General features: G+C 68.3%; 20 protein-coding genes. 16 read left to right on the plus strand and 4 right to left on the minus strand.

Going from position 1 to position 23,172, the window contains the following annotated elements; all coding sequences use genetic code 11:
- Window positions 1–28 precede the first annotated feature (28 nt).
- From E3C22_RS12665 to E3C22_RS12675, 4 genes are all read left to right on the plus strand, one after another.
- Window positions 29–1,060, plus strand: a complete 1,032-nt coding sequence (locus E3C22_RS12665; RefSeq protein ID WP_134762377.1) for a 2,5-dihydroxypyridine 5,6-dioxygenase NicX family protein — start codon at window positions 29–31, stop codon at window positions 1,058–1,060.
- Window positions 1,061–1,148: 88 nt separating this feature from the next.
- On the plus strand, window positions 1,149–1,778 hold the full coding sequence (locus E3C22_RS12670) for an isochorismatase family protein (protein ID WP_134762378.1): 630 nt from the start codon (window positions 1,149–1,151) through the stop codon (window positions 1,776–1,778).
- Window positions 1,779–1,959: 181 nt separating this feature from the next.
- Window positions 1,960–2,118 (plus strand): hypothetical protein, encoded by a 159-nt coding sequence (locus E3C22_RS24490; RefSeq protein WP_167591754.1) that lies wholly within the window; start codon window positions 1,960–1,962, stop codon window positions 2,116–2,118.
- Window positions 2,115–3,608, plus strand: a complete 1,494-nt coding sequence (locus E3C22_RS12675; RefSeq protein WP_134762379.1) for a sodium:solute symporter family protein — start codon at window positions 2,115–2,117, stop codon at window positions 3,606–3,608. The genes E3C22_RS24490 and E3C22_RS12675 overlap by 4 nt, the downstream gene beginning before the upstream one ends.
- A gap of 81 nt (window positions 3,609–3,689) precedes the next feature.
- Here E3C22_RS12675 and E3C22_RS12680 read toward each other — a convergent pair whose 3' ends face one another.
- The 4 genes from E3C22_RS12680 to E3C22_RS12695 are packed head-to-tail and all read right to left on the minus strand — an operon-like array spanning window position 3,690 to window position 7,181.
- On the minus strand, window positions 3,690–4,685 hold the full coding sequence (locus E3C22_RS12680) for a 5-oxoprolinase subunit C family protein (RefSeq protein ID WP_134762380.1): 996 nt from the start codon (window positions 4,683–4,685) through the stop codon (window positions 3,690–3,692).
- Entirely contained in the window at window positions 4,678–5,547 is an 870-nt protein-coding gene (locus E3C22_RS12685) for a 5-oxoprolinase subunit B family protein (protein ID WP_134762381.1), read from the minus strand. Before E3C22_RS12685 ends, E3C22_RS12680 begins: the two co-directional genes overlap by 8 nt.
- Complete coding sequence (locus E3C22_RS12690) at window positions 5,544–6,935, minus strand: acetyl-CoA carboxylase biotin carboxylase subunit (RefSeq protein ID WP_134762382.1); 1,392 nt, start codon at window positions 6,933–6,935, stop codon at window positions 5,544–5,546. Before E3C22_RS12690 ends, E3C22_RS12685 begins: the two co-directional genes overlap by 4 nt.
- Window positions 6,936–6,938: 3 nt before the next feature.
- Window positions 6,939–7,181 carry an acetyl-CoA carboxylase gene (locus E3C22_RS12695; RefSeq protein ID WP_134762383.1) on the minus strand — a complete coding sequence of 81 codons (243 nt, stop codon included), beginning with the start codon at window positions 7,179–7,181 and terminating at the stop codon, window positions 6,939–6,941.
- Between the two features lie 226 nt (window positions 7,182–7,407).
- Here E3C22_RS12695 and E3C22_RS12700 point away from each other — a divergent pair, with 226 nt between their 5' ends.
- The 12 genes from E3C22_RS12700 to E3C22_RS12755 all read left to right on the plus strand — a co-directional run bounded on the left by E3C22_RS12700 (window position 7,408) and on the right by E3C22_RS12755 (window position 23,132).
- Window positions 7,408–8,340 (plus strand): LysR family transcriptional regulator, encoded by a 933-nt coding sequence (locus E3C22_RS12700; protein ID WP_134762384.1) that lies wholly within the window; start codon window positions 7,408–7,410, stop codon window positions 8,338–8,340.
- A 159-nt stretch (window positions 8,341–8,499) separates the two neighbouring features.
- Window positions 8,500–9,222: a LamB/YcsF family protein gene (locus tag E3C22_RS12705; RefSeq protein ID WP_134762385.1), complete on the plus strand. Its 723-nt coding sequence runs from the start codon at window positions 8,500–8,502 to the stop codon at window positions 9,220–9,222.
- A gap of 144 nt (window positions 9,223–9,366) precedes the next feature.
- Complete coding sequence (locus E3C22_RS12710) at window positions 9,367–10,323, plus strand: AraC-like ligand-binding domain-containing protein (RefSeq protein WP_134762386.1); 957 nt, start codon at window positions 9,367–9,369, stop codon at window positions 10,321–10,323.
- Between the two features lie 245 nt (window positions 10,324–10,568).
- On the plus strand, window positions 10,569–12,593 hold the full coding sequence (locus tag E3C22_RS12715) for a hydantoinase/oxoprolinase family protein (protein ID WP_134762387.1): 2,025 nt from the start codon (window positions 10,569–10,571) through the stop codon (window positions 12,591–12,593).
- Window positions 12,594–12,597: 4 nt separating this feature from the next.
- On the plus strand, window positions 12,598–14,556 hold the full coding sequence (locus E3C22_RS12720; RefSeq protein WP_134762388.1) for a hydantoinase B/oxoprolinase family protein: 1,959 nt from the start codon (window positions 12,598–12,600) through the stop codon (window positions 14,554–14,556).
- An 87-nt stretch (window positions 14,557–14,643) separates the two neighbouring features.
- Window positions 14,644–15,726, plus strand: coding sequence for a TMAO reductase system periplasmic protein TorT (gene torT / locus E3C22_RS12725; protein WP_134762389.1), 1,083 nt, complete (start codon window positions 14,644–14,646; stop codon window positions 15,724–15,726).
- Window positions 15,727–15,790: 64 nt separating this feature from the next.
- Window positions 15,791–17,344, plus strand: a complete 1,554-nt coding sequence (locus tag E3C22_RS12730; RefSeq protein WP_134762390.1) for a sugar ABC transporter ATP-binding protein — start codon at window positions 15,791–15,793, stop codon at window positions 17,342–17,344.
- Window positions 17,341–18,366 (plus strand): ABC transporter permease, encoded by a 1,026-nt coding sequence (locus E3C22_RS12735; protein ID WP_134762391.1) that lies wholly within the window; start codon window positions 17,341–17,343, stop codon window positions 18,364–18,366. Before E3C22_RS12730 ends, E3C22_RS12735 begins: the two co-directional genes overlap by 4 nt.
- The gene (locus E3C22_RS12740; RefSeq protein WP_134762392.1) at window positions 18,359–19,384 is read left to right on the plus strand and encodes an ABC transporter permease; all 1,026 of its coding nucleotides are present in this window, start codon (window positions 18,359–18,361) and stop codon (window positions 19,382–19,384) included. Before E3C22_RS12735 ends, E3C22_RS12740 begins: the two co-directional genes overlap by 8 nt.
- Window positions 19,385–19,445: 61 nt before the next feature.
- Window positions 19,446–20,297 carry an FAD binding domain-containing protein gene (locus E3C22_RS12745; RefSeq protein ID WP_134762393.1) on the plus strand — a complete coding sequence of 284 codons (852 nt, stop codon included), beginning with the start codon at window positions 19,446–19,448 and terminating at the stop codon, window positions 20,295–20,297.
- Window positions 20,298–20,314: 17 nt separating this feature from the next.
- Window positions 20,315–20,782 carry a (2Fe-2S)-binding protein gene (locus E3C22_RS12750; protein ID WP_134762394.1) on the plus strand — a complete coding sequence of 156 codons (468 nt, stop codon included), beginning with the start codon at window positions 20,315–20,317 and terminating at the stop codon, window positions 20,780–20,782.
- Entirely contained in the window at window positions 20,775–23,132 is a 2,358-nt protein-coding gene (locus E3C22_RS12755; protein WP_134762395.1) for a xanthine dehydrogenase family protein molybdopterin-binding subunit, read from the plus strand. Before E3C22_RS12750 ends, E3C22_RS12755 begins: the two co-directional genes overlap by 8 nt.
- Window positions 23,133–23,172: the final 40 nt, after the last annotated feature.

The raw sequence follows: 23,172 nt of genomic DNA on the forward strand, positions 1-23,172 counted from the left end.
GGCCCTTCGACAAGGAAGGACGTAGAGAATGGATCTGTTCAGCTTCACCGAGATCTGCCTGCATCAGCTGAAGATGTCGGGCGTCCATGAAGGCGAGAAGCTCGTCGTCCTGACCCAAGGCTCCGAGCGCCTCGACTACGCCGACGCCTTCATGGCCGCCGGCCAGCGGCTCGGCGCCAGGATGTATCACATGCGCCTTCCCGCCGTGCCGCCGACGGGCGCCTGGGCGGTCGGCCAGACCGGACTTGCGGCGATGCCCGACGCCGTCGACGCGCTGAAGAAAGCCGACATGCTGATCGACTGCATCTTCCTCCTGTTCTCCCCCGAGCAGATGGCGATCCAGGCCGCCGGCACCCGCATCCTCACCGCCGTCGAGCCGCCGGAGCTGCTCGCCCGCATGCTGCCGACCAGGGAGATCCGCGAGAAGGTCGAGATCGGCGGCGAGATGATGGCCAGGGCGAAGGTGATGCGGATCACCTCGCCGCACGGCACCGACGTCACCTACAAGCTCAACACCTATCCGACGATCACCGAATATGCCTGCACCGACGAGCCGGGCCGCTGGGACCACTGGCCCTCGGGCTTCGTCTTCACCGGCGGCGACGACGATGGCGTCGACGGCCAGATCGTCGTCGCGCCCGGCGACATCCTGTTGCCCCAGAACATGTATGTGCGCGATCCGATCACCTACACGATCGAGAAGGGCTGGGTCACCGACATCCGCGGCGGCCTCGATGCCGAACTGGTCAAGAGCTACATGGCGGCCTTCAACGATCCGCGCGGCATGGGCATGAGCCATGTCGGCTGGGGCATGAACCCGCATGCCAAGTGGCACGGCATGGTGCCCGGCGAGTTCCCCGGCGGCATGGGGATGGAGCCGCGCTCCTTCTATGGCAACGTGATGTTCTCCACCGGCCCGAACAACGAGCTCGGCGGCCCCAACGACACGCCCTGCCACCTCGACATCCCGATGCGCGGCTGCTCGCTGTTCCTCGACGACGAGCCGGTGGTCATCGACGGCGACATCGTCGTCAAGGAACTGCAGATGGAGCGCCACTGACGCGTCCTGACCTCGCGCCGCGATCGACCGACGGTCGCGGCGCCATTGCCTCATCCGTGATCTTCGCCAGAGCCGCCGGAACGCCCGCATGACCCAGGAAACCGTCTACAAGGATGCCGGCTTCGGCGCGAACGTGCCGCGCGGGCAAAAGCCTGCGATCCTCGTCGTCGACTACAGCTACGGCTTCACGGATACGCAGTATCCGACCGCTGCCGACATGAGCGCCGAGATCGCCGCGACGCGGAAACTCACTGATTTCGCCCGCAGCGCCGGCATGCCGGTGATCTACACGACCATCGCCTATACGCCGCTCGAGGCCAAAAGCCTGCCCTGGCTGAAGAAGGCGACCGGCATGGCGGCGCTGATGGTCGGCAGCCGCCTCGTCGAGATCGATGCGGCCTGCGGCATGACCGAGAAGGACGCGCTGATCGTCAAGCACGGCGCCTCGGCCTTCTTCGGCACCAATCTCGCGGCGATCCTCACCGGCGCCGGCGTCGATACCCTCGTCGTCACCGGGGCGACGACCTCCGGCTGCGTCAGGGCGAGCGTCGTCGACGCGGTGCAGTCGGGCTTCAACACCCTCGTGCCGGCCGATTGCTGCGCCGACCGGGCAAAAGCCCCGCACGACGCCAATCTCTACGACATCGGCCAGAAATACGCCGACGTCACCGATTCGGCCGACATCCTCGCCTGGCTCGAGAGCCTCGCGAAACGCTAGATTTCTCCGGCCCGGGCGCCGCGCAAGAGCGACGTCCGACGGAATTCACGGAACGCCGGCTCGCCGGCCAGAATAGCCCGGCGCCGGCCCGACCGGCGGAGGGCCAAGCCTTGTCATCCGACACCTTTGAAATCCGCCTCATGGAGGGAACGCCTTGCTGCGAAAGCTCAGTCTGGGACTCATGGTGCTGCTGATCGCAGCCTGCTACTTCGTGCCCTACGGCATGCTCGGAGATGTCGCGAGCTGGAAGGGCGCCTTCCTGTTCTGGACCATCGCCGGCCTCCTGGTGATCGGCGTCAACGCCATGGCCACCGCCAGCTTCGGGGGTGAGGAGAAATGAGCACCACCCTCATCCTCGTCGGCATCGCGATCTACATCGTCGCCTCGCTCGTCGTCGCCTACATGTCGCGGGCCGGGACGGCCTCGACCATGTCGGACTATTTCATCGGCGGCCGCTCGATGGGCGGCCTCGTCTCCGCCCTCTCCTATTCCGCGACAACCTATTCGGCCTTCATGATGGTCGGCCTTGCCGGCCTCACCTACAAGGGCGGCGTCGGCGCCCTCGGTTTCGAGATCGTCTATTTCGCCGGCGTCTCGCTGGTGGCGATCTTCGGCCCGCGCTTCTGGGCCGTCGGCAAGAAATACGGCTTCGTCACGCCGTCCGAAATGCTCGGAGCGCGCTACGGCAGCCGTGCGGTGGCGATCGCCGCGGCGGTCGCCAGCTGCATCTTCCTGATCCCCTATTCGGCGGTGCAGCTCGCCGGCGTCGGCTATCTCCTCTCGGGCATGAGCGGCGGGGCGATCTCCTTCGGTGCCGGCATCGTCGTCGCGACCATCCTCGCCATCGCCTTTTCCTACATTGCCGGCATTCGCTCGGTGATGTGGACCGACAGCCTGCAGGCGGTGGTGATGATCGTCGCCTCGGTCGCGGTGGTGGGCTTCGTCGTCTCCGAACTCGGCGGCTTCTCGGCGCTGTTCGGCGCCGTCGCCGAGCGCAATCCGGCGATGCTGACGGTGCCAGGGCCTGGCCTGTTCTCCTTCACCACCTTCCTCGGCCTGACGATCCCGTGGTTCTTCTTCGCGATCTCCAATCCGCAGGTCTCCCAGCGGCTGTTCATGCCGGCCTCGCTCGGCGCGCTCCGGCGCATGCTGATGATCTTCCTGGTCTTCGGCTTCATCTACACGCTGGTCTCGGTGCTCTGGGGCTTCTCCGCCTTCGTCGCCTTCCCGGACCTTGCCAACGCCGATCTGGCGACCTCGACCCTGCTCGCCTCGGACTATGTCCCGACGGTGCTCGGCGTGATCGTGATGATCGGCATCCTGGCAGCGGCGGTCTCGACGATCGACTCGATCCTCCTGACGCTCTCCTCGATGGTCGCCCGCGACGTCTACGCCAATGTCGGCGCCGGCGGCGACGACCATCGCCAGCTGATGGTCGGCAAGATCATCATCCCGATCATCTCGCTGGTCGCGCTCGGCTTCGCCGCAATGCAGTTCAGCCTCATCGCGGTGCTTGCGGTCGCGGCGTCGACCGGGCTCGTGGTGATCGTGCCGGCGATCGTAGGGGCGTTCTTCTGGAAGCGCGGGACGGCGGCCGGGGCGCTCGCCTCGATCGTCGGCGGCGGCGCCTTCGTCGTCGTGATGTATCTCACCGGCAATGCCATCTTCGGGCTGAATGCCGGCATTCTCGGCTTCCCGGTCGCGGCAATCCTGTTCGTGGCCGTCAGCCTCGCCACGCGCAGCCGCAGCGACCTCGCGGAGGACTTCATCGCCACCGCCGATGCCTCGCTTCGCGGCGGCAAGCCGGTGGGGCGGACGGCCGCCGCCTGAGCCTCGAACGAAAGAAACCCGGCGCCGGCAGGCAAAGCTGACCTGCCGGCGCCGATCATGCGGATCGCGATGTCGGCCGTCTCAGCCGCCGAGGAATTCCGCCAGCCGGCCGAGGCGGGACTGTTCTTCCCGCCTTGCCGCCAGCGCGCCCTCCATGTCGATCGACTGGAAGCGCACCGGCTGATGCGGCTGCAACTGGCCGATCAGGTCCATGTCGGCCGAGATCACCGTGCCGACCATGAAATAGCCGCCGCCCGACACCGCGTCGCGGTGGAGAACGATCGGCTCGGTGCCGCCTGGCACTTGGATCGAACCATAGGGATAGCAGCTGTCGACGATGTTCGACGGATCGGAGCCGGCGCCGAAGGGCGGCTCGCGCGGCACAAAGTCGAGGCTCTTGCCGCCCTTGAAGCGGTAGCCGATGCGATCGGCCTCGGGCGCGACCTTCCAGGTGTCCTCGAAGAACGAGCCCTGCGAATCCTCGGTGATGCGGTGCCAGTAGAGGCCCGGCATCGTCCGCAGCACCGTGCCGCTCGCCGGCGGAATGCGCCGCAGCTCCTCGGGAACGGTGACGCCGAGCTTTGCCGAGCCGGAAGCCGCCGCGAACTTCACCTGGTCGCCGGCCTGAAGCGCCCTGCCCTCGAAGCCGCCGAGGCCGCCGAGCGCGTAGGTGGAACGCGAGCCCTTGATCTCCGGCACGTCGATGCCGCCGGCAATCGCGATATAGATGCGCGCACCGCCCTTCAGCGTGCCGAAGGAGAGCTCCTGCCCGGCCGAAACCGCAAAGGCCGTCCAGCCCGGCTGCTCGACCCCGTCGAGCTTCGGCGCCATCGTCGCGCCGGTGACCGCGACCACGGCATCGGCGGCAAATTTCAGGCTCGGGCCGAGGAACACCGCTTCGAGCCCCGCCGCGCCGTCGGGATTGCCGACCAGCCGGTTGGCGGCGATCAGCGCGAAGCGGTCCATCGCGCCGGAAATCGGCAGGCCGAGATGGTAGAACCCCGGCCGGCCGAGGTCCTGCACCGTCGTCGACAGGCCGGGCTTCACGACTTCGAACATTGCGGCACCGTCAGCCATCGAGCGCCTCCAGGAGCTTGGCGTTGAAGCCTTCGGGATCGGCGTTGAAGGCGTCGAGGGAGAAGTGGGCGGCGGCGATCTTCGGCTGGTAGCGGCCGGACTCGACCTCGGCGAGCGTCGCGTCATAGGTCTCGCGATCGATCGGCTTGAAGCGGATGAGGTCGCCCGGCCGAAACAGGAACAGCTCCTTCAGATAGCTCTGCTCGCCCTTCGGATCGTAGATCGGCATTGGCGTGATGCCGAACATCTGGTAGCCGCCGGCTCCCCGGACCGAATAGACGCAGCCGAAGCAGCCGCCATAGCCGACCGTCTGCTTGGGCGTGTCGGTGCGGGGCCGCAGATATTTCGGCACCTCGATCTGCCGCGAGCGCTCGACCAGTTGGTAGGTGAAGGGAAGCCCCGCAACGAAGCCGACCATCGAGACGAACCACGGCGCGCCGGAATGCGCCGCGATGAAGGATTCGACGCTGTCATAGCCGTTGATCCTGGCGGCATATTCGAGATCGGTCGACTGCGGATCCTGGTGGCGTTCGCGAAACCGCATCAGCGTCTCGTGGGTCCAGGGATCGTTGTAGAGAACCGGCATCTCGATGATGCGCGTGTCGATGGTCTTCTCGGCGTTCTCGGCCACCGCCTCGAAGCCCTTCAGTCTGCCGAGGAGATCGTCGGGGGCGATCACGTCCGGGTCGAACTTCACCTGGAAGGAGGCGTTGGCCGGGCAGATCTCGGTGATCCCGTCGATCTCAGCGTCGCGGATCGCCGTCGTCATCGACAGGCTCTTGAAGAAAGCCTCGAGCGACATTTCCTCGTCGACCTCGACGAAGATGTGCTCGTCACCGCCGAAAGAATAGCGCGTCTTCATCGGACCTCACTCTCTGTTCCGGGTTGTCCCTCTGCGAGCGGACGGCTTTTCAGCCACTCCTCCAGCCAGCCGGTATGGAAGTTGCCGCTCTTGACCGCCGCGGCCGCGGCGAGCGCCAGATGCAGCGGCGCCGTCGTCGGCAGGCCTTCGACCTTCAACTCGCCGAGGGCGCGCGCAAGCCGCGCGATCGCCGCCTCGCGGCTTTCGGCATGGGCGATCAGCTTGCCGAGGAGGGAATCGTAAAAGGGCGGCACCTGATAGCCCGGATAGAGCATCGTATCGAAGCGCACGCCCATGCCGCCCGGCACTTCCAGCGCCGTCACCGTGCCCGGATGCGGGCGGAAGTCGGCGGCCGGATCCTCGGCATTGATGCGCGCCTCGACCGCGTGGCCGGTGAGGCTGATGTCGTCCTGCGAAAGGCCGAGCGGCTCGCCGCCGGCGATGCGGATCATCCAGCGCAACAGATCGACGCCCGTCACCATCTCGGTCACCGGATGCTCGACCTGGATGCGGGTGTTCATCTCGATGAAGAAGAACTCGCCGGTGGTCTCGTCGAAGAGATATTCGAGCGTGCCGGCGCCGCGATAGTTTACCCGCTCGGCGAGCTTCACCGCCGAGGAGCAGAGCGCCTCGCGCTGCTCCGGCGTCAGGCAGGCGGCGGGCGCCTCCTCCCAGACCTTCTGGCGCCGGCGCTGCAGCGAGCATTCGCGTTCGAAAAGATGGATCGCCCGCTCGCCGTCGCCGAGGATCTGCACCTCGACATGCCTCGCGCGTCTGACGAAGCGTTCCAGATAGAGGCCGCCATCGCCGAAGGCGGCCTTCGCCTCGGCGCTCGCCTGCGGGATCAGCGCCGCCAGGTCGCCGGCGTTCTCGGCAATGCGGATGCCCCGCCCGCCGCCGCCGGCCGCCGCCTTGATCATCACCGGATAGCCGACCGCGTCTGCCGCAGCCGCGGCCTCGGCGACATCCTTCACGATGCCCTCGGAGCCCGGAACGGTCGGCACGCCGGCAAGGCCGGCCTCGCGCCGTGCCATCGCCTTGTCGCCCATCTTGCGGATGGTCTCCGGCTTCGGGCCGATGAAGACCAGGCCCGCCGCCTCGACCTTGGCGGCGAAATCGGCGTTTTCGGACAGGAAGCCGTAGCCGGGATGCACCGCATCGCAGCCGGTTTCGAGCGCCGCGGCAATCAGCGCATCGGCGTTGAGATAGGATTTCGACGCATGCGGCGGGCCGACCTTCGCCACCTCGTCGGCGAGCCGCGCGGCCAGCATCGTCTCGTCGGCTGCGCTGACCGCCTGGACCGTCGCGATGCCGAGTTCTTTGGCGGCACGGACGATCCTGACGGCGATCTCGCCGCGATTGGCGACGAAGATCTTTGCGAGCGCCATCGGTCAGCCTTCGAGATCGTAGAGCGGCTGGCCGGCCATCACCGGCTCCTCGTTCTCGACATGGAAGGCGACGAGCGTGCCCGCGGCCTCCGCGACGACGGGGGTGAAGGACTTCATCACCTCGATCAGCCCGACCGTGTCGCCGATCGCCACGGCATCCCCCTCGTTCTTGAAGACCGGCTCCTGCGGTGACGGCGCGCGGTAGAAGGTGCCGGGGATCGGGGCCTCGATGGTCGTCTTGGTCATGCTGTCACCGCCTGTCGACTGGATCGGATGGTCTCGAAGCCTTGCAAAACTTCGTGGCGGCGTAAAATTGCAAATCAGAAAGCCGGCCATCGAAAAAACAGATGGCCCTTTCGGAGCGGTATCCGGGCAGCGCCTGCGACCGCAGGAGGCACTGCTGGCCGTGTGGTTTCAGGGTCCGGGTCGACGCGAAGCCGGCCGCCACGCCGGCTGACGAGGGGAACGGGACGTGTCGATATCTCTGAAGCAGATCCGCTATTTCGTCGCCGCCGCCGAGACCGGCCGGATCAGCCGCGCGGCCGTCGAGCTCAATGTCTCCCAGTCGGCGGTGACGACGGCGATCCAGCAGCTCGAGGCGCTGCTCGGCGCGCCGCTGCTCGAGCGCACGCCGCAGGGCGTCAGGGTGACCATCGAGGGCGGCCGCTTCCTGCCGCAGGCCCGGCAGATCCTCTCCTCCGTCGCCGAGGCGATCCGCAGCCCGCACATGACCGGCGACCGGGTCGTCGGGCGGCTGCGGGTCGGCGTTACCTACACCGTCTCCGGCTATTTCCTGCCGCAGCATCTGACCCGCTTCTACGCCAATTTCCCGGGCGTCGCGCTGGAGCTTTTCGAGGCGCCGCGCACGGTGCTGGAGCAGGCGATCGTCGACGGCGCGCTGGACGTTGCGGTGATGCTGGTCTCGAACCTCGAAAACCGCCGCGAGATCGCCAGCGAGATCCTCGAGCGCTCGCCGCGCCGGCTCTGGCTCGCCCCCGGCCACCCGCTCACCCGCGCCGAGCGGGTCTCGCTCGCCGACATCGAGCCGCATCCGTTCCTGATGCTCACCGTCGACGAGGCGAAGGTGACGGCGATGCGCTACTGGACCGTCGCCGAACTCGAACCGAAGGTGATCTTCCGCACGGCTTCGGTCGAGGCGGTGCGCTCGATGGTCGCCGGCGGCATCGGCGTGACCATCCTCTCCGATCTCGTCTACCGGCCCTGGTCGCTGGACGGCCAGAGGATTGAGACGCGGGTGATCGAGGAGGGCGTGCCGAGCATGGATGTCGGCCTTGCCTGGAAGCGGGACGCGGCGGGCGACGCAGCCTTCGAGGCGTTCTGCGACTTCATGCGCTATGCCGCGGCGGGAGACGCGCCGCATCGCCCCGGCCCCGTCGTCGCATGATTGGCCGTCACAGCGGTTGATTGTCGAAGAAATCCTTGGCGCAGGGCCATCGATTTTGCAGATATCCGGCCGCGATTTATTCAATTTGACGCCGTGTCCCGATCCCGTCCACGCTCCAAACACAAGGATCACAGGCAGTTCCAGCAAGGGGCGGGAGCATTGGGCGTCACCATCAATTGCGATATGGGTGAAGGCTTCAGCCTCTACCAATGCGGCGACGATGCCGGGCTGATGCCCCATGTCGACATCGCCAACGTCGCCTGCGGCTTCCATGCCTCGGACCCTTCGGTGATGCGCGCGACGGTGGCGCTCGCGGCCGAGCACGGCGTCGCGGTCGGCGCCCATCCGTCCTTTCCCGACCGCCAGGGCTTCGGGCGGCGGGAGATGGCCATGGAGAGGGACGAGCTCGCCGCCTGCCTGATCTATCAGATCGGCGCCCTCAAGGGTTTCCTCGACGCCGCGAAATTGCCGCTCAACCACATCAAGCCGCATGGCGCGCTCTATGGCGCGGCGATGCGCCACGAACATGTCGCCAACGCCATCGCCGATGCGGCCGAGGTGTTCGGCGCGCCGCTCCTGTGCATGCGCGGTACGCTGCAGGAGGAGGTCTACAGCGCCCGCGGCGTGCCCTTCCTCGCCGAATATTATGCCGACCTCGACTATGACGGCGCCGGCAAGCTGATCATCACCCGCAAGCACGACGCCCGCGATCCCGACGAGGCGGCGCGGCGGGTGAAGCGGGTGCTTGCCGAGAACAAGGCGACCACCATCGAGGGCACGCTGATCGACATGCGGGCCGATACGATCTGCGTCCATTCCGACACGCCGAACGCCGTGGAACTCGCCAGCGCCGTGCGGCAGGCAGTGCGCGAGGCAGCCTAGATCACGACCGCAGATGGATGGACAAGTCCCCGGCCCATCGCATCCACTGACAGTCAGGGGCCGCAACCAAAAAGCATCCGACACCGGCAAACGGGAGGCAGACGTCCGCGCCGCAATTCTCGACGACAACGGGAGTGAGTGGAAATGCAGTCGAGTTACTCCACCCGCGAACTTGCGCCGCAGCAGCGCCGCCAGGCGTGGCAGAACGCCATTGCGGAAATCTACTTTCCCCTCGAACTCGCCTTCCTCGGTTCGCGGATCTTCGAGGGGACCCTCGAGGCCTGGCGGCTCGGCCCCGTCTCGATCTCGCGCAACTGTTCCAACGGCCTGCTCTATCGTCGCCACGAGCATCACCTTGTCGAGGAGCGCGACGAAAGCTTCCTGATCACCGTGCCGGAGATCTCCGAGGTCCGCTTCGTCCAGGACGGCCAGGACGTCTCCTGCCAGCCCGGCGGCTTCCTCATCGAGCGCAGCCACCTCCCCTATGAGTTCAGCCACCGCGAGCCAGCCTCGCTCTGGGTGCTGAAGGTTCCCCGCGACGTCCTCGAAGCCCGGATCAGCCGGCCGGAGCGGCTGGCGACCCTGCGCTTCGACGCGCGCTCGGGCGCCGGCGCGCTGTTCGTCGACATGCTGCGGATCGCCGTCGCGCGGATCGAGGAGTTCGACGATGCCGCCCGGCATCTCATCGGCGGCCAGCTCGTCGAGCTCCTCGCCGCATCGGTGACGTCCGACAGGCGGGTTCTGTCCGGCAGCTCCAGCCCGGTGAAGAACGCCCATCTCTACCGCGCCGAGGAGATCATCCGCAGCCGCCTCGGCGAGCCTGACCTCACCCCCCAGAGCGTCGCCGACGCCTGCGGCATCTCGCTTCGCTACCTGCAGCAGATCTTCGAGGCGGAAAACACCACCGTCGGCGGCCACATCCGCAGCCAGCGTCTGGCGCTCTGCGACCAGCGGCTGCGCGATCCCCGCTTCCGCGGCTCGATCTCCGAGATCGCCTATGACTGCGGCTTCGGCGACCAGGCGCAGTTCAGCCGCACCTATCGGGCCCGCTTCGGCCGCACGCCGAGCGAAGCGCGCGCCGAAGCCCGCCGCGCCGGCTGATGGCGGGCGGGGCGAAACCCATCCCGGAAAATTCGTTGCCGCAACGCGGTTCCCCGGCATGCTGCGCAGCAAACAGGCACTTTTCGCGGTCGCAAAAATTTCGGGCCGAAGATTCGCTCAAGCACAAGGTTTCGCGCGCCAATCGTCAAGAAGCGCCCCGCAAATCCTGTTTAGCTCGGGTCCATACGCCCCATGGCCGCGGCCGTTCCGCAAGAACGGCGCGGCTCAGCACCGGGAACGAGACCGTGCAGAATCTCCGCGTGGCCGTCGATGTCGGCGGCACCTTCACCGACATGTGCATCATGGACGAGGCGACCGGCCTCATCCGGATCGAGAAGACCTCTTCGACCGCCGATCCGATCGAGGGGATCATGACCGGCGTCGCCAGGGCCGGCATCGACCTTGCCGAAGTCGCGCTGTTCTCCCACGGCACGACGGTGGCGACCAATGCGCTGATCACCCGCCGGCTGCCGCGCACCGCCCTCGTCTCGACCAAGGGCTTTCGCGACGTCATCGAGATCCGCCGGGCCAACAAGGAAGACCTCTGGGACGCCTACAAGGACGTCGTGCGGCCCTACATCCCGCGCCGCGACCGGCTGACGGTGCCCGAGCGCGTCGATGCCGCCGGCACGATCATCGAGCCGCTCGACCTCGATGCCGCCCGGGAGGTCGCCCGGATCCTGAAACGCCGCGGCGTCGAGGCGATCGCCGTCTGCTTCATGAACGCCTATCTCAACGGCGACAACGAGCGGGCGATGCGCGACATCCTCGTCGAGGCGATGCCGAACATCCCGGTCTCGATCTCCTCGCAGGTGCTGCCCGAGATCTTCGAGCACGAGCGCTTCTCGACGACGGTCGTCAATGCCGCGCTGAGCCCGGTGGTGGTCGACTACACCAAGCGGCTGGGGGACCGGCTCGCCGAGGACGGCTACACCCGCGACCTCCTCCTTCTTCACACCGGCGGCGGCGTGATGACGCCGGGAAGCGTCAAGGATTTCGCCGCACGGCTCGCCGGTTCGGGCATCGCCGCCGGCGCCATCGCCAGCCGTCACATCGCCGGCCTTTGCGGCTTTCCCAACGCCATCGGCCTCGACATGGGCGGCACCTCCACCGACGTGTCGCTCGCCTATGAGGGCCAGTCGCGGGTCACCAAGGACTGGTACATCGAATTCGGCTATCCGATCCGCTTCTCCTCGATCGAGGTGATGACCATCGGTGCCGGCGGCGGCTCGCTCGCCTGGACCGACGAGGCAGGCTCGCTGCGCAACGGCCCGCAATCGGCCGGCGCCTATCCCGGCCCCGCCTGCTACGGCAACGGCAACGAGCAGCCGACCAACACCGATGCCAACGTCACCCTCGGCCGGCTCGGCACCAGCCTTGCCGGCGGCTCGGTCAGGCTCGACGCGGGCCTTGCCCGCAAGGCCGTCGAGAGCGGCGTCGCGAAAGCCTTCGACCTCACCGTCGAGGAGGCCGCCGAGGCGATCATCAAGGTCGCCAACGCCAACATGTCGGACGCGGTGCGGCTGATTTCGATCAGCCGCGGCTACGATCCGCGCGACTTCGCCCTCGTCGCCTTCGGCGGTGCCGGCGCGCTGCACGGCGCGGCGGTCGCCCGCGAACTCGCCATCCCCGTCGTCATCGTGCCGACCAATCCCGGCGTCACCTCGGCGCTCGGCTGCCTGCTCGTCGACATGCAGCACGACTTTTCCGAAAACTGCATGATCGAGGCAGCGGCAGCCGATCCGGAGGCGATCGAGGCGCAGTTCGCCCGCATCGAGGCCGAAGCCCTCGACCGCCTGACCCACGAGGGCGTCAGGGCCGAGGACATCGTCTTCCAGCGCTCGATCGACATGATGTATCGCGGCCAGTGGCGCTCCCTCGCCGTCACCGCGCCGAGCCCGATCCGCTCGATCGACGCCTTGGTCGAGGATTTCCACCGCGAGCACGACCGGGAATACAATTTCCGCCGCGACGACACGCCGGTCAGCCTGTTCCGGGTCAATCTGAAGGCGATCGGCGTCGTGCCGAAGGCCGACCTCCTCGTCCACGAGCCGACCGGCGAGAGCCCGCCGCCCGCCGGCAGGCGGACCGTCTGGTTCGACGGCGAGCCGCACGAGACGCCGATCTACGACCGCGCGGTCCTGCCGGCAGGCTTTGCCATCGAAGGTCCGGCGGTCGTCGAACAGGTGGATTCCACCACCGTCGTGCCGCCCTGGGCGAAGGCCGAGGTCGACAAGTATCTCAACATCATCATCCGCGCGAAGGGCTGAGACGATGGCGGCCGAACAGCTCGATCCGGTGACCTTCGAGGTCCTGAAGAACTCCTTCATCACCGCCGTCGACCAGATGGGCGAGCAGGTGCTGAGGACCTGCTATTCCTTCGTGATCTACAATCACGACTTCTCCAGCGGCCTGCACGACGCCAAGGGCGAATGCGCCGCACAGGGCAACCAGGACATCGCCGTCCATGTCGGCACCCTGCATTTCACCTGCCAGGACGTCATGCGCCACTTCGAGGGCGACATGCACGAGGGCGACGTCTACGCCATCAACGACCCCTATGCCGGCGGCACGCATTTTTCCGACGTCCGGCTGGTGCGGCCGATCTTCGCCGACGGCAAGGTCATCGCCTATGCCCAGTCGAACGGCCACTGGTCGGATGTCGGCGGCTCGGTACCGGGCTCCTTCGACGTCTCGGCGCGCGAGATGTTCCGCGAGGGCCTGCGCATCACCCCGGTCCGGCTGTTCTCGAAGAACGAGTTGCACAGGGACGTCGCCGGGCTGATCGCCCACAACACCCGCGATCCGGCCTCGATCATCGGTGACATGCAGGCCCAGGCCCAGGCGACTCGGGTCTGCGAGCGCGAGATCCTCCGGCTCGTCGGCAAATACGGCCGCGATACCATCGAGACCGGGCTTTCGGCGGTGCAGGACTATGTCGAGCGGGCGGTGCGCCAGCGCATCGCCGCAATGCCCGACGGCGAGTGGGAGACGGTGGACTTCATCGACCGCGATCCCGCCGGCGGCGAAGGCATGATCCCGATCCGGATCAAGATGACCATCAAGGGCGACAAGGTCATCTACGACTTCACCGGCAGCCATCCGGTGATCGGCTCGATCTACAATTCCGCCTTCGGCACGACCTTCTCCGGCGTCGCCGCCGGGATGAAGACCTTCTTCCCCGACGTGCCGCTGAATTCCGGCTTCTACCGCGCCTTCGAGATCATCGCCCCGGAAGGCTCGATCGTCGACGCCAGGTGGCCGGTCGCCGTCACCGGCTTCCTGATGCCCTTCGAGAAGATCATGAACTCGATCTACGAGATGTGGTCCAGGCTGATGCCGGAGCGGGCGCTCGCCTGCGCCTTCAACCTCGAATATCTGCTCACCGGCGGCTGGGACGCCAGAGCCGCCGACAAGTCGATCTTCATGTTCTACGACTGGCTGCCCGGCGGCTGGGGCGGTCGCAACGGCAAGGACGGGAACAACTGCACCACCGCCTCCTTCGGCACCGGCATGAACGCCCAGCCGGTGGAGGGCCAGGAGCGGGCCAATCCGATCCTCTGCACCGAGATGGAGATCGTCACAGACTCTCCCGGCCCGGGCAAATGGCGTGGCGGCGCCGGCCTCGTGAAGACCTCGCGCATGCTCGAAAGCGAGGACGTCGTCATCTCCTATATCTGCGACCGCGAGCGAGCCGTCGTCTGGGGCATCGAGGGCGGCCTGCCCTCCATGCCCCACGGCCTGACCCTGACGCGGGCCGGCGGCGACCGCGACGAGCGGCTCGGCGCGATCTTCTCCGACGTCACCATCCGCGAGGGCGACGTCTTCACCCGCCCGACCGCCGGCGGCGGCGGCTTCGGCGATCCGCTCGAGCGCGACCCGAAACGCGTCCTCGAGGACGTCGTCGACGACTATGTCTCGGTCGATCGCGCCGCCAAGGACTATGGCGTCGTCATCCGCACCATCGACGCCGAACTCTGCGAATACGAGATCGACGAGGCCGCGACCGCGGCCCTGCGCGAGGAGATCCGGGCAAGCCGCGTCGCCTGGGCGCGGGTCGACCCCGAAGAGGTCGCCGCCCGCTACCGGTCCGGCGAGATCGACGCCTTCGACGTCATCCGCCGGCACGCCGTGATCCTCGAATGGGACAGCGGCGCGCTGCTGCCGGAATCCACCCGCCAGTTCCGCGAAGTGTTCGAACGACGATCGGTCGGCGAATGGGCGAAGGCCTGAACCCCGCCCTCCCCCCGAATGACATATTACCCGCAACCCCGCGCCCGAGACCCCAGGCCCGAAACCCCCAAGGAAGGACTGCCGAAGATGACCGCCAGACTGACCAGCCGCATCGCCCTTGCCACCGCGACGTCCCTCGCCGTCCTCGCCGCCGCGGCCGGCCCTGCCGCCGCAGAGGATTCCGCGTCCTGGTGGCCCTTCCCCGTCTATGACGCCTCCTCGGGCACGCCGACCGAGGCCGAATACACCCCGCTCGAAAAGGCCGACAAGGCCTACAACATCTGCGTCCTCTTCCCGCACATGAAGGACAGCTTCTGGGTCGCCGTCGCCTACGGCATCGTCACCCAGGCGAAGGCCGAGAACGTCAACATGAACCTCTACGAGGCCGGCGGCTACGAGAACCTGCCGAAGCAGATCTCGCAGTTCGACGACTGCATGGCGAGCGGCGCCGACGCCATCGTCGTCGGGGCGATCTCCGGCGCCGGCCTCACCCAGAAATTCGCCGAGGCGGCGGAGAAGAAGATCCCCGTCGTCGGCGTCACCAACCCGCTGCCGAAGGACGCGCTGCCGGCCGCCAACTATGTCGACTTCGTCGCCATGGGCGGCGTCACCGCCAAGGGCCTCCTCTCGGCGATCGGCGACGAGGAGGCCAATGTCGTGACCTTCCCCGGGCCGGCCGGCTCCGGCTGGGCCGAGGACTTCAACAAGGGCTTCAAGGACACCGTCGAAGGGCACGACAACGTCAAGATCCTCGACGAGAAGTTCGGCGACAGTGGCGTCGCGGTGCAGCTGAAGCTGATCCAGGACGCCCTGCAGACCTATCCCGAGATGAACGTCATCTGGGGTACGGCGCCGACCGCCGAGGCGGCCATCGGCGCGGTCCAGCTCGCCGGGCGGCCGGACATCAAGATCATCTCCTCCTACGAGAACCAGGCGATGCTCGACGCGCTGAACGGCGGCCAGATCCTCGCTTTCGCGACCCAGTATCCGGTCGCCGAGGGCGCCATGGCCATCGACCAGGCGGTGCGGCTGATCGAGGGCAAGGACGTCATGAAGCTCGCCCAGCCGAAGGCCGACGTCATCGACGAGACGACGGCGAAGGACCTCAACATGGACCTCGTCCTCGCTCCCGCCGACTGGAACCCCGAATATTCGGTGAAAGCGAAGTAAGCCGCTTCGCAGTGACATGGCGAACGGGCCCCGGCCCGTTCGCCTCGTCCTTTCAGGAGAAGCAATGGAACCGGCCGCAACCAGCACGACGCCGCGCAACGAGACCGCCGAGCCGCTGCTCGTCCTGTCGGGCGTGACCAAGCGGTTCCCGGGCGTGCTCGCCCTCGACGACGTCGATCTCGACGTCAAGGCGGGCGAATTGCACGTCCTTTTCGGCGAGAACGGCGCCGGCAAGTCGACGCTGATCAACGTCATATCCGGCACCTTCCCGCCGACCAGCGGCAGCTTCCGCTTCGGCGGCGAGGAGATGGCCGAGCTGACGCCGCACAAGGCCCGCGCCATCGGCATCAGCCCGGTGTTCCAGGAATTTTCGCTGGTGCCGAGCCTCACCGTCGAGGAAAACCTGTTTCTCGGCCGCGAGCGCTCGGCCGCCGGCATTCTCGACGCCGGCGGGATGCGCCGCCGGGCCCGCGAGCTGATCGCCGAACTCGGCTTCGACCTCGATCCCAAGGCGCGGGTCGACAAGCTCGACCGCGCCCACCAGCAGATGGCCGAGATCGCCAAGGCGCTCCTCGGCAAGGTCCGCCTGCTGATCCTCGACGAGCCGACCGCCTCGCTCACCGAGCGCGAGACCGGCCGGCTGTTCGAACTCATCGCCAGGCTGAAGAGCCAGGGCGTCGGCATCATCTACGTCTCGCATCGCATGCGCGAGATCCGGGCGCTCGCCGACCGCGTCACCGTGCTTCGCGACGGCCGGCACATCAAGACTCTCGACGCCGCGACCGTCACCGACAGCGAGCTGGTCGAGCTGATGACCGGCCGCAAGATCGACGTCCTGTTCCCGGCGATCACCCACCGACCAGGCGAGGTCGCGATCGCCGTCGAGAAGCTCGCCACCGCCGACGGCCAGGTCGCCGATGTCGACTTCTTCGCCCGGGCCGGCGAGATCACCGGCGTCGCCGGGCTGGTCGGCTGCGGCAAGTCCGAACTCGTCAGGGCCATCTACGGCATCGAGCCGATCGCCTCCGGCAGCGTCACGCTGCGCGGCGAGACGGTCACCGCGCTCGACCCGCGCTCGAGCCTCAGGCGCGGCGTTGCCTATTTCCCCGCCAATCGCGGCGTCGAGGGCCTCGCTTTGTCACGGCCGATCCGCGAGAACGTCTCGATGGCGGCCCTCGACCTTGGCCGCTACCAGCGCCGAGGCATCATCCGCCGCACCGCCGAGCGTTCGCTGATCGGGCCGATCATGGAAACGCTGAAGCTTCGGCCGCCCAATATCGAGCGCGCCGTCGGCAATCTCTCCGGCGGCAACCGCCAGAAGGTCATGCTCGGCCGGGCGATGGCCCGCGACCTCGACATCTTCCTGTTCGACGAGCCGAGCGTCGGCATCGATGTCGGCGCCAAGGTCGAGGTCTACGAATTCATCAAGCGGCTGGTCGAGGCGGGCGCCGCCGTCGTCGTCGTCTCCTCCGAGCTGCCGGAGGTGCTGGCGCTGTCGAACCGGCTCTACGTCATGCATCACGGCCGCATCGCCGCGCTGCTCGAGGGCGAGGCGATGACCGAGCAGAACGTCCTGTCGAGCTTCTTCGAGGAAGAAGCCCGGGAGAAGGCCGCATGAGCACCACCGCGACCCTTCCCGGCGGGCCCGGGCGCCAGTCCGGCCAGGACATTCTCAACCTCGTCCTCACCGTCGGCCTGCTGCCGGTCCTGATGGCGATCGTCATCATCGGCACGTCGCTGATGTCGCCGTATTTCCTCGGCTGGATGAACGTCGTCAACATCCTGCGCATGGCCTCCTTCCTGGCGATCATCGCCTGCGGCCAGGCGATGGTGATCATCGCCGGCGGCTTCGACCTGTCGGTCGGCGCCGTCGTCGCGCTTGCCAGCGTCGTCACAGCGAAGGCCATGGCCGCGGCCGCCTCCGCCATCGGCGGGCCGGACATCCTCGCCATCGTCATCGGCATTGCTGCCGGTCTCGGATCGGGCCTCGCCGTCGGCCTCTTCAACGGGCTCTGCGTCGCCAGGCTGAAGGTGTCCGGCTTCGTCGTCACCCTCGGCACCATGTCGGCGACGGCAGGCATCGGCCTGCTTCTCACCAACGGCATCCCGGTCTACGGCATGCCGAAGGGCTTCGTGCAGGCGATCGGCCGCTCGCAGATCCTCGGCTTCCCGTTGGCAATCTACATCGCCCTCGCCGTCGTCCTCGCCATGGCCTTCGTCCAGCGGCGCACCCTCTTCGGCCGCTACGTCTACGCCATCGGCGGCAATCAGGAGGCCGCCGTCGTCTCCGGCGTCTCGATCCGGCGCCATCTCGTCGGCACCTATGTCCTGTCGGGCGGGCTTGCGGCGACGGTCGGCATCCTCCTCACCGCCCTCGTCGGCTCGGGCCAGGCGAGCCTCGGCGGCGACGCGATGATGCTGCAGTCGATCGCCGCCGCGGTGATCGGCGGCGTCAGCCTGCGCGGCGGCATCGGCCGGGTGGAGGTGGTCGCCGTCGCGGCGCTGTTCCTCACCATCCTCGGCAACGCCCTCAACCTCCTCCACATCGACTCCCGCCTGCAGCCGATCTTCCTCGGCCTGATCATGGTCCTCGCCGTCGCCCTCGACGAGTTCAGCCGCCGGAGAATGTCCCGTGTCTGACGCCGACCTCGCCGCCCCCGCCAAGCCGGCCGCCATCGACGCACGCGGCAGCCGCATCCTGCAGGGCACCGGATGGGCGCGACAGCTTGCCCTGCCGATCGCCCTCGTCCTCCTCCTCGCCGGCTTCGGCCTTGCCGACGACCGGGTGCTGACGACCTACAACCTTCTGAACATCGCCCAGCAGACGAGCTATCTGGCGCTCTTCGCCATGGCCCAGATGGTGGTCATCCTCACCCGCGGCTTCGACCTGTCGCTCGGCCCGACCGTCTCGATGGTCTCCGTCGCAGCGGCCCTCGCCATGGCCGGGATCGGCGGCGCCGATGCCAACGGCATCGTCGCGGTGCTCGCAGCGATCGCCGCCGGCTTCGCGCTCGCCGCCGCATGCGGCCTCTTCAACGGCGTCGTCGTCTCGATCCTCGGCGTCAGCCCGCTGGTCGCGACGCTCGGCAGCATGAACATCGCCATCGGCGTCGCCACCACCATCTCCGACGGCCGGCCGGTCCAGGGCGTCCCTGCGGCCTTCGCCGATCTCTTCTATCGCGGCTCGATCCTCGGGCTGCCGATCGCCATCGTCATCGCGATCCTTGTCGGCGGCGTCCTCGCCTTCGTCCTGTCCCGAACGGTGTTCGGGCGCTCGCTCTACATCATCGGCACCAATCCGCAGGCGGCGGCCGTCGCCGGCATCCCGGTGAAGCGCCTCCTCGTCTACGCCTATGTGCTCTGCTCGGCCCTCGCCGCCCTCGGCGCGCTGATGATGACCGCGCGCACCGGCTCGGGCGAACCCAATCTCGGCGGCACGCTGTCGCTGCAGTCGATCGCGGCAGCCGTCGTCGGCGGCACCAGCCTTGCCGGCGGGAGGGGCGGCGTCGGCTCGGCGGCGCTCGGCGCCCTGTTCATCACCATCCTGTCGAACGGCATGAATCTGACCCGGATCGACGGCTACGTGCAGATGATCGTCCTCGGCGCGATCGTCATTCTCGGCGTCGTGCTCGACCGGCTGCGCCTCGACGGCCGCTGACGGCGAAATCGCCGCCGGGACCGAAGCGTCCGCATCCGACCAGTTCAAGGGAGCCTGGACCATGCGTCCGGAAACACCGCCCGAAATCCTGCTGCCGGCGACCCTCGGCGAGGCGCTGGCGTCGCTTGGCGAGCGGGCCGCGGCGCCGCTTGCCGGCGGCACCTGGGTGATGCGGGCGCCGCTGCGGCGCGAGCCCTTCGCGCCAGCCTATGTCGGCCTGTCGCGGATCCCCGAACTGTCGCTCGTCGAGGTAACGGACGATGCGATCGCGATCGGTGCCGCGGTCACCCACGCCGATCTCGCCAACGCCCTTGCCGGCTTTCCGGAATTTGCCGGGCTGCGTCTGGCGGCCGGCAGCTCCGCCAACCCGGCCGTGCGCTCCGCAGCGACCGTCGGCGGCAATCTCTGCACGGCGGATTTCGCCGCCGCCGACCTGGTCCCGGCGCTCCTCTGCCTCGATGCTACGGTGGAGCTTGCCGGGCCAGCCGGTTCCCGCCTGATCCCGCTCGCCGATTTCCTCGCCCAGCGGACCGGCCTCCTGCCGGGGCATATCCTGACGAAGGTGGTCGTCGCCCGCACCGGCCAGCGCACCGCCCATGCGCGGCTGCCGCTCCGAAAGGCCGGCGACTATCCGGTGGCGATCGTCTCCGTCGCGATGCGGGTCGATGCGATGGAGCGGATCGGGGCAGCGCGGATCGCCGTCGGTTCCGTCGAGGCGACGGCCCGGCGCTGGACCGGGCTGGAGGACGCCCTTTTGGGCGAGCCGCTCGACGGGGCGAGGACCACCGGGATCGCCGGTTCGCTGCTTGCCTCCTTCAACGGCCGCGACGGTGTCGAGGCCCCCGGCTGGTACCGCGTCCGGGTGCTGCCCGCCCTCGCCGGCCGCGCCGTCGCAAGCCTCGTCGCCGCGTGAAGGAAGGGCCCGGCTCCATGACCATCCGACTGACCGTCAATGGCGAGACGCGGGAGTTCGCCGCCGCGCCGATGACGCCGCTCGTCGATGTCCTTCGCGACGGCTTGCATCTCACCGGGGCAAAGCCGGTCTGCCGCGAAGGCTTCTGCGGCGCCTGCATGGTGCTCGTCGATGCTGTCCCGACCGTCGCCTGCCTGACGCCGGTGGCGCTGGTCGAGGGTCGCGACATCGAGACCGTCGAGGGCCTCACTTCGGGCGAGTCGCCGACACCGGTGCAGGCGGCACTGGAAGAGCACGACGCCGTCCAGTGCGGCATGTGCTTCCCCGGCATGGTCGTGGCGCTCACCCACCTCACCACCTCCGGCACCTGCGAGCCGAACCGGGCGGCGGTGAAGGAAGCGCTCGTCGGCAATGTCTGCCGCTGCACCGGCTACGAGCGGATCGTCGACGCCGCCCTCGCCGTGATGGAGGCCGGGCATGAGTGAGACCGCGGAAAAGGCCGTTCAGGACTTTCGCCGCCGCGACGCCCGGGACAAGCTGCTCGGCCGCACCCGCTACACCATCGATCGCGGCGCGGCTGGCATGCTTCACGCCGCGCTGCTGAGGTCCGACGTGCCGAGCGGGCGCATCGCCCGCCTCGACGTCTCGGCCGCGGCGCGCATGCCGGGCGTTCGCGCCGTCGTCACGCACGAGGACGCACCCGGCCGCGCCGGCCTCGGCATCGCCGACCACCCGCTGTTTGCGACCGACGTTGTGCGCTATTGCGGCGAGCCGATCGCCGCCGTCGCGGCCGAGAGCGAGGCCGAGGCTCGGGCGGCCCTTGCCGCGATCACCGTCGATATCGAGCCGCTCCCCGCCGTGCTCGACATGGGAGCGTCCCTCGCGGAGGACGCGCCGCTCGTCCATCCGGGCTGGCAGGGCTACGAGGTCCTGACGCAAGGCGGCGCGCGGGGCGGCAATGTCGCCTGGGAGGCGAGCGTCGATCGCGGCGACGTCGACGCGGCGTTCGCCCGCAGCGACGTGACGGTCGTCGAGAGTTCGTTCCGCGTCGGCCGGCAGAACCACCTCTCCCTCGAGCCGCGCGCCGTCGTCGCAAACTATGAGGACGGCCGCTACCACATCGAGACGTCGACGCAGGTGCCCTGGACGGTCCGCAACACCACCGCCACGCTGCTCGGCGTGCCGGCCTCGGCGATCCGGGTGACGGTGCCGCCGGTCGGCGGCGGCTTCGGGCTGAAGTTCGACTGCGCGCTGGAACCCTTTGCCGCGCTCCTCGCCCGGAAGAGCGGCCGAACCGTCCGCCTGGTCAACAGCCGCGAGGAGGAGATGCTCACCTGCCTGTTCCGGGAAAATGCCGAGATCCGGATCCGCTCGGCGGTCGCCCCGGACGGCTCGATCGCCGGAAGAGAGGCGGTGGTGCTGATGGATTGCGGCGCCTATGGCGGCGAGCAGGTGTTTCTGACGACGATGACCGCCCACACACTCGGCGGAAACTATCGGCTGGGCGCGGTGCGGATCGTCTCGCGCGCCGTCTACACCAATACCGCGCCGAACGGCGCCTTCCGGGCCTGCAACGGCGTCTACAACACCTTCGCGCTGGAGCGGCACACCGACGAGATCGCCGCGGCAATCGGCATGGCGCCGGAGGCGTTCCGCTTCAAGAACGTCATCGGCGACGGCGATCTCGGCGCGACGGGTCAGGTCTTCGAGGGCGACGTGCTGGCGCCAATGCTGGAGAAGATGGCGGCACTGCGCGCCAAGGATCCGTCGCCGCAACTTACCGACGGGCGGCTTTCCGGCCGCGCCACCACCGTCGGAACCTGGTTCGTCTTCACCGGCCCCTCCGCCGCGACCGTCAACATGAATGCCGACGGCAGCGCCACCCTCGTCACCTCCGGCGTCGAGATCGGCTCAGGCTCGATGATGCAGGCGCTGCCGCAGATCGTCGCGGCGACCCTCGGCCTGACGCCGGACAAGGTGGTGGTCCGTGCCGCCGACACCGATGCCGCCGGCTACGACGTCGGCGTCGGCGGCGGCCGCACCACCGTCTCGCTCGGCGCGGCCAGCCGCACGGCGGCGATCGAGGTCCGCACCAAGCTCCTGAAGGTCGCGAGCGACATGCTGGAAGCGGCCGCCGAGGATCTCGTCATCGCCGACGGACGGATCGAGATCGCCGGTGCCAAGGGCTCCGGCGCGACCATCGCCGAGGTCGCCTCCCATGGGCAGATGAGGTTCGGCCCGCTCTCAGGCACCGGCTCCTTCGCCGCCGCCGGAACGCCGGCCATGGCCGGCTGCTGCGCCGGCCATTTCATCGAGGCGCTCGACATCCCGGTCTTCGCCGTCCACGACTGCGACGTCGCCGTCGATCCCCTGACCGGCCATGTCGAGGTGCTCGCCTATCGCGTGGTGCAGGACGTCGGCCGGGCGCTGAACCCCAGCGCCATCTTCGGCCAGATCCAGGGCGGCGTCGTTCAGGGCCTCGGCTACGCCCTCCACGAAGAGGCCGATGTCGGGCCGGACGGCCATATCCGGCAGAAGAGCTTCGAGACCTATCGCGTGCCGCTCGCCGGTGACGTCGTCCCCGTCGCGATCGAACTCCACGAGGGCGCGCCCTCGATCGGCCCGCTCGGCACCAAGGGCGCCGGCGAGGTGCCGATCCTCAATGTCGGCGCCACCGTCGCCTGCGCCGTCGCCAATGCCACCGGCAAGACCGTCAGCGAACTGCCGCTGACGCCGCCGCGGGTGCTGGCGCTGCTCATCGACGAGGCGCAAGCGCCAGTCTTCCCGCACATCCGCGACCGTCACGCCGACAATCTCACAGCACCCGGCCGATAGCGCCGTCAGGGCCGCTGCCCGCCGAACCGCGACACAGGAG

This window comes from Jiella endophytica, from assembly GCF_004519335.1.
Lineage (GTDB): Bacteria > Pseudomonadota > Alphaproteobacteria > Rhizobiales > Rhizobiaceae > Jiella > Jiella endophytica.

Coding starts and splice junctions, on each gene's coding strand:
- E3C22_RS12730 (WP_134762390.1), top strand. CDS start 15,791: ATGGAACCGGCCGCAACCAGCACGACGCCGCGCAACGAGACCGCCGAG.
- E3C22_RS24490 (WP_167591754.1), top strand. CDS start 1,960: ATGGTGCTGCTGATCGCAGCCTGCTACTTCGTGCCCTACGGCATGCTC.
- E3C22_RS12675 (WP_134762379.1), top strand. CDS start 2,115: ATGAGCACCACCCTCATCCTCGTCGGCATCGCGATCTACATCGTCGCC.
- E3C22_RS12665 (WP_134762377.1), top strand. CDS start 29: ATGGATCTGTTCAGCTTCACCGAGATCTGCCTGCATCAGCTGAAGATG.
- torT (WP_134762389.1), top strand. CDS start 14,644: ATGACCGCCAGACTGACCAGCCGCATCGCCCTTGCCACCGCGACGTCC.
- E3C22_RS12755 (WP_134762395.1), top strand. CDS start 20,775: ATGAGTGAGACCGCGGAAAAGGCCGTTCAGGACTTTCGCCGCCGCGAC.
- E3C22_RS12685 (WP_134762381.1), bottom strand. CDS start 5,547: ATGAAGACGCGCTATTCTTTCGGCGGTGACGAGCACATCTTCGTCGAG.
- E3C22_RS12690 (WP_134762382.1), bottom strand. CDS start 6,935: ATGGCGCTCGCAAAGATCTTCGTCGCCAATCGCGGCGAGATCGCCGTC.
- E3C22_RS12710 (WP_134762386.1), top strand. CDS start 9,367: ATGCAGTCGAGTTACTCCACCCGCGAACTTGCGCCGCAGCAGCGCCGC.
- E3C22_RS12670 (WP_134762378.1), top strand. CDS start 1,149: ATGACCCAGGAAACCGTCTACAAGGATGCCGGCTTCGGCGCGAACGTG.
- E3C22_RS12680 (WP_134762380.1), bottom strand. CDS start 4,685: ATGGCTGACGGTGCCGCAATGTTCGAAGTCGTGAAGCCCGGCCTGTCG.
- E3C22_RS12750 (WP_134762394.1), top strand. CDS start 20,315: ATGACCATCCGACTGACCGTCAATGGCGAGACGCGGGAGTTCGCCGCC.
- E3C22_RS12695 (WP_134762383.1), bottom strand. CDS start 7,181: ATGACCAAGACGACCATCGAGGCCCCGATCCCCGGCACCTTCTACCGC.
- E3C22_RS12745 (WP_134762393.1), top strand. CDS start 19,446: ATGCGTCCGGAAACACCGCCCGAAATCCTGCTGCCGGCGACCCTCGGC.
- E3C22_RS12735 (WP_134762391.1), top strand. CDS start 17,341: ATGAGCACCACCGCGACCCTTCCCGGCGGGCCCGGGCGCCAGTCCGGC.
- E3C22_RS12720 (WP_134762388.1), top strand. CDS start 12,598: ATGGCGGCCGAACAGCTCGATCCGGTGACCTTCGAGGTCCTGAAGAAC.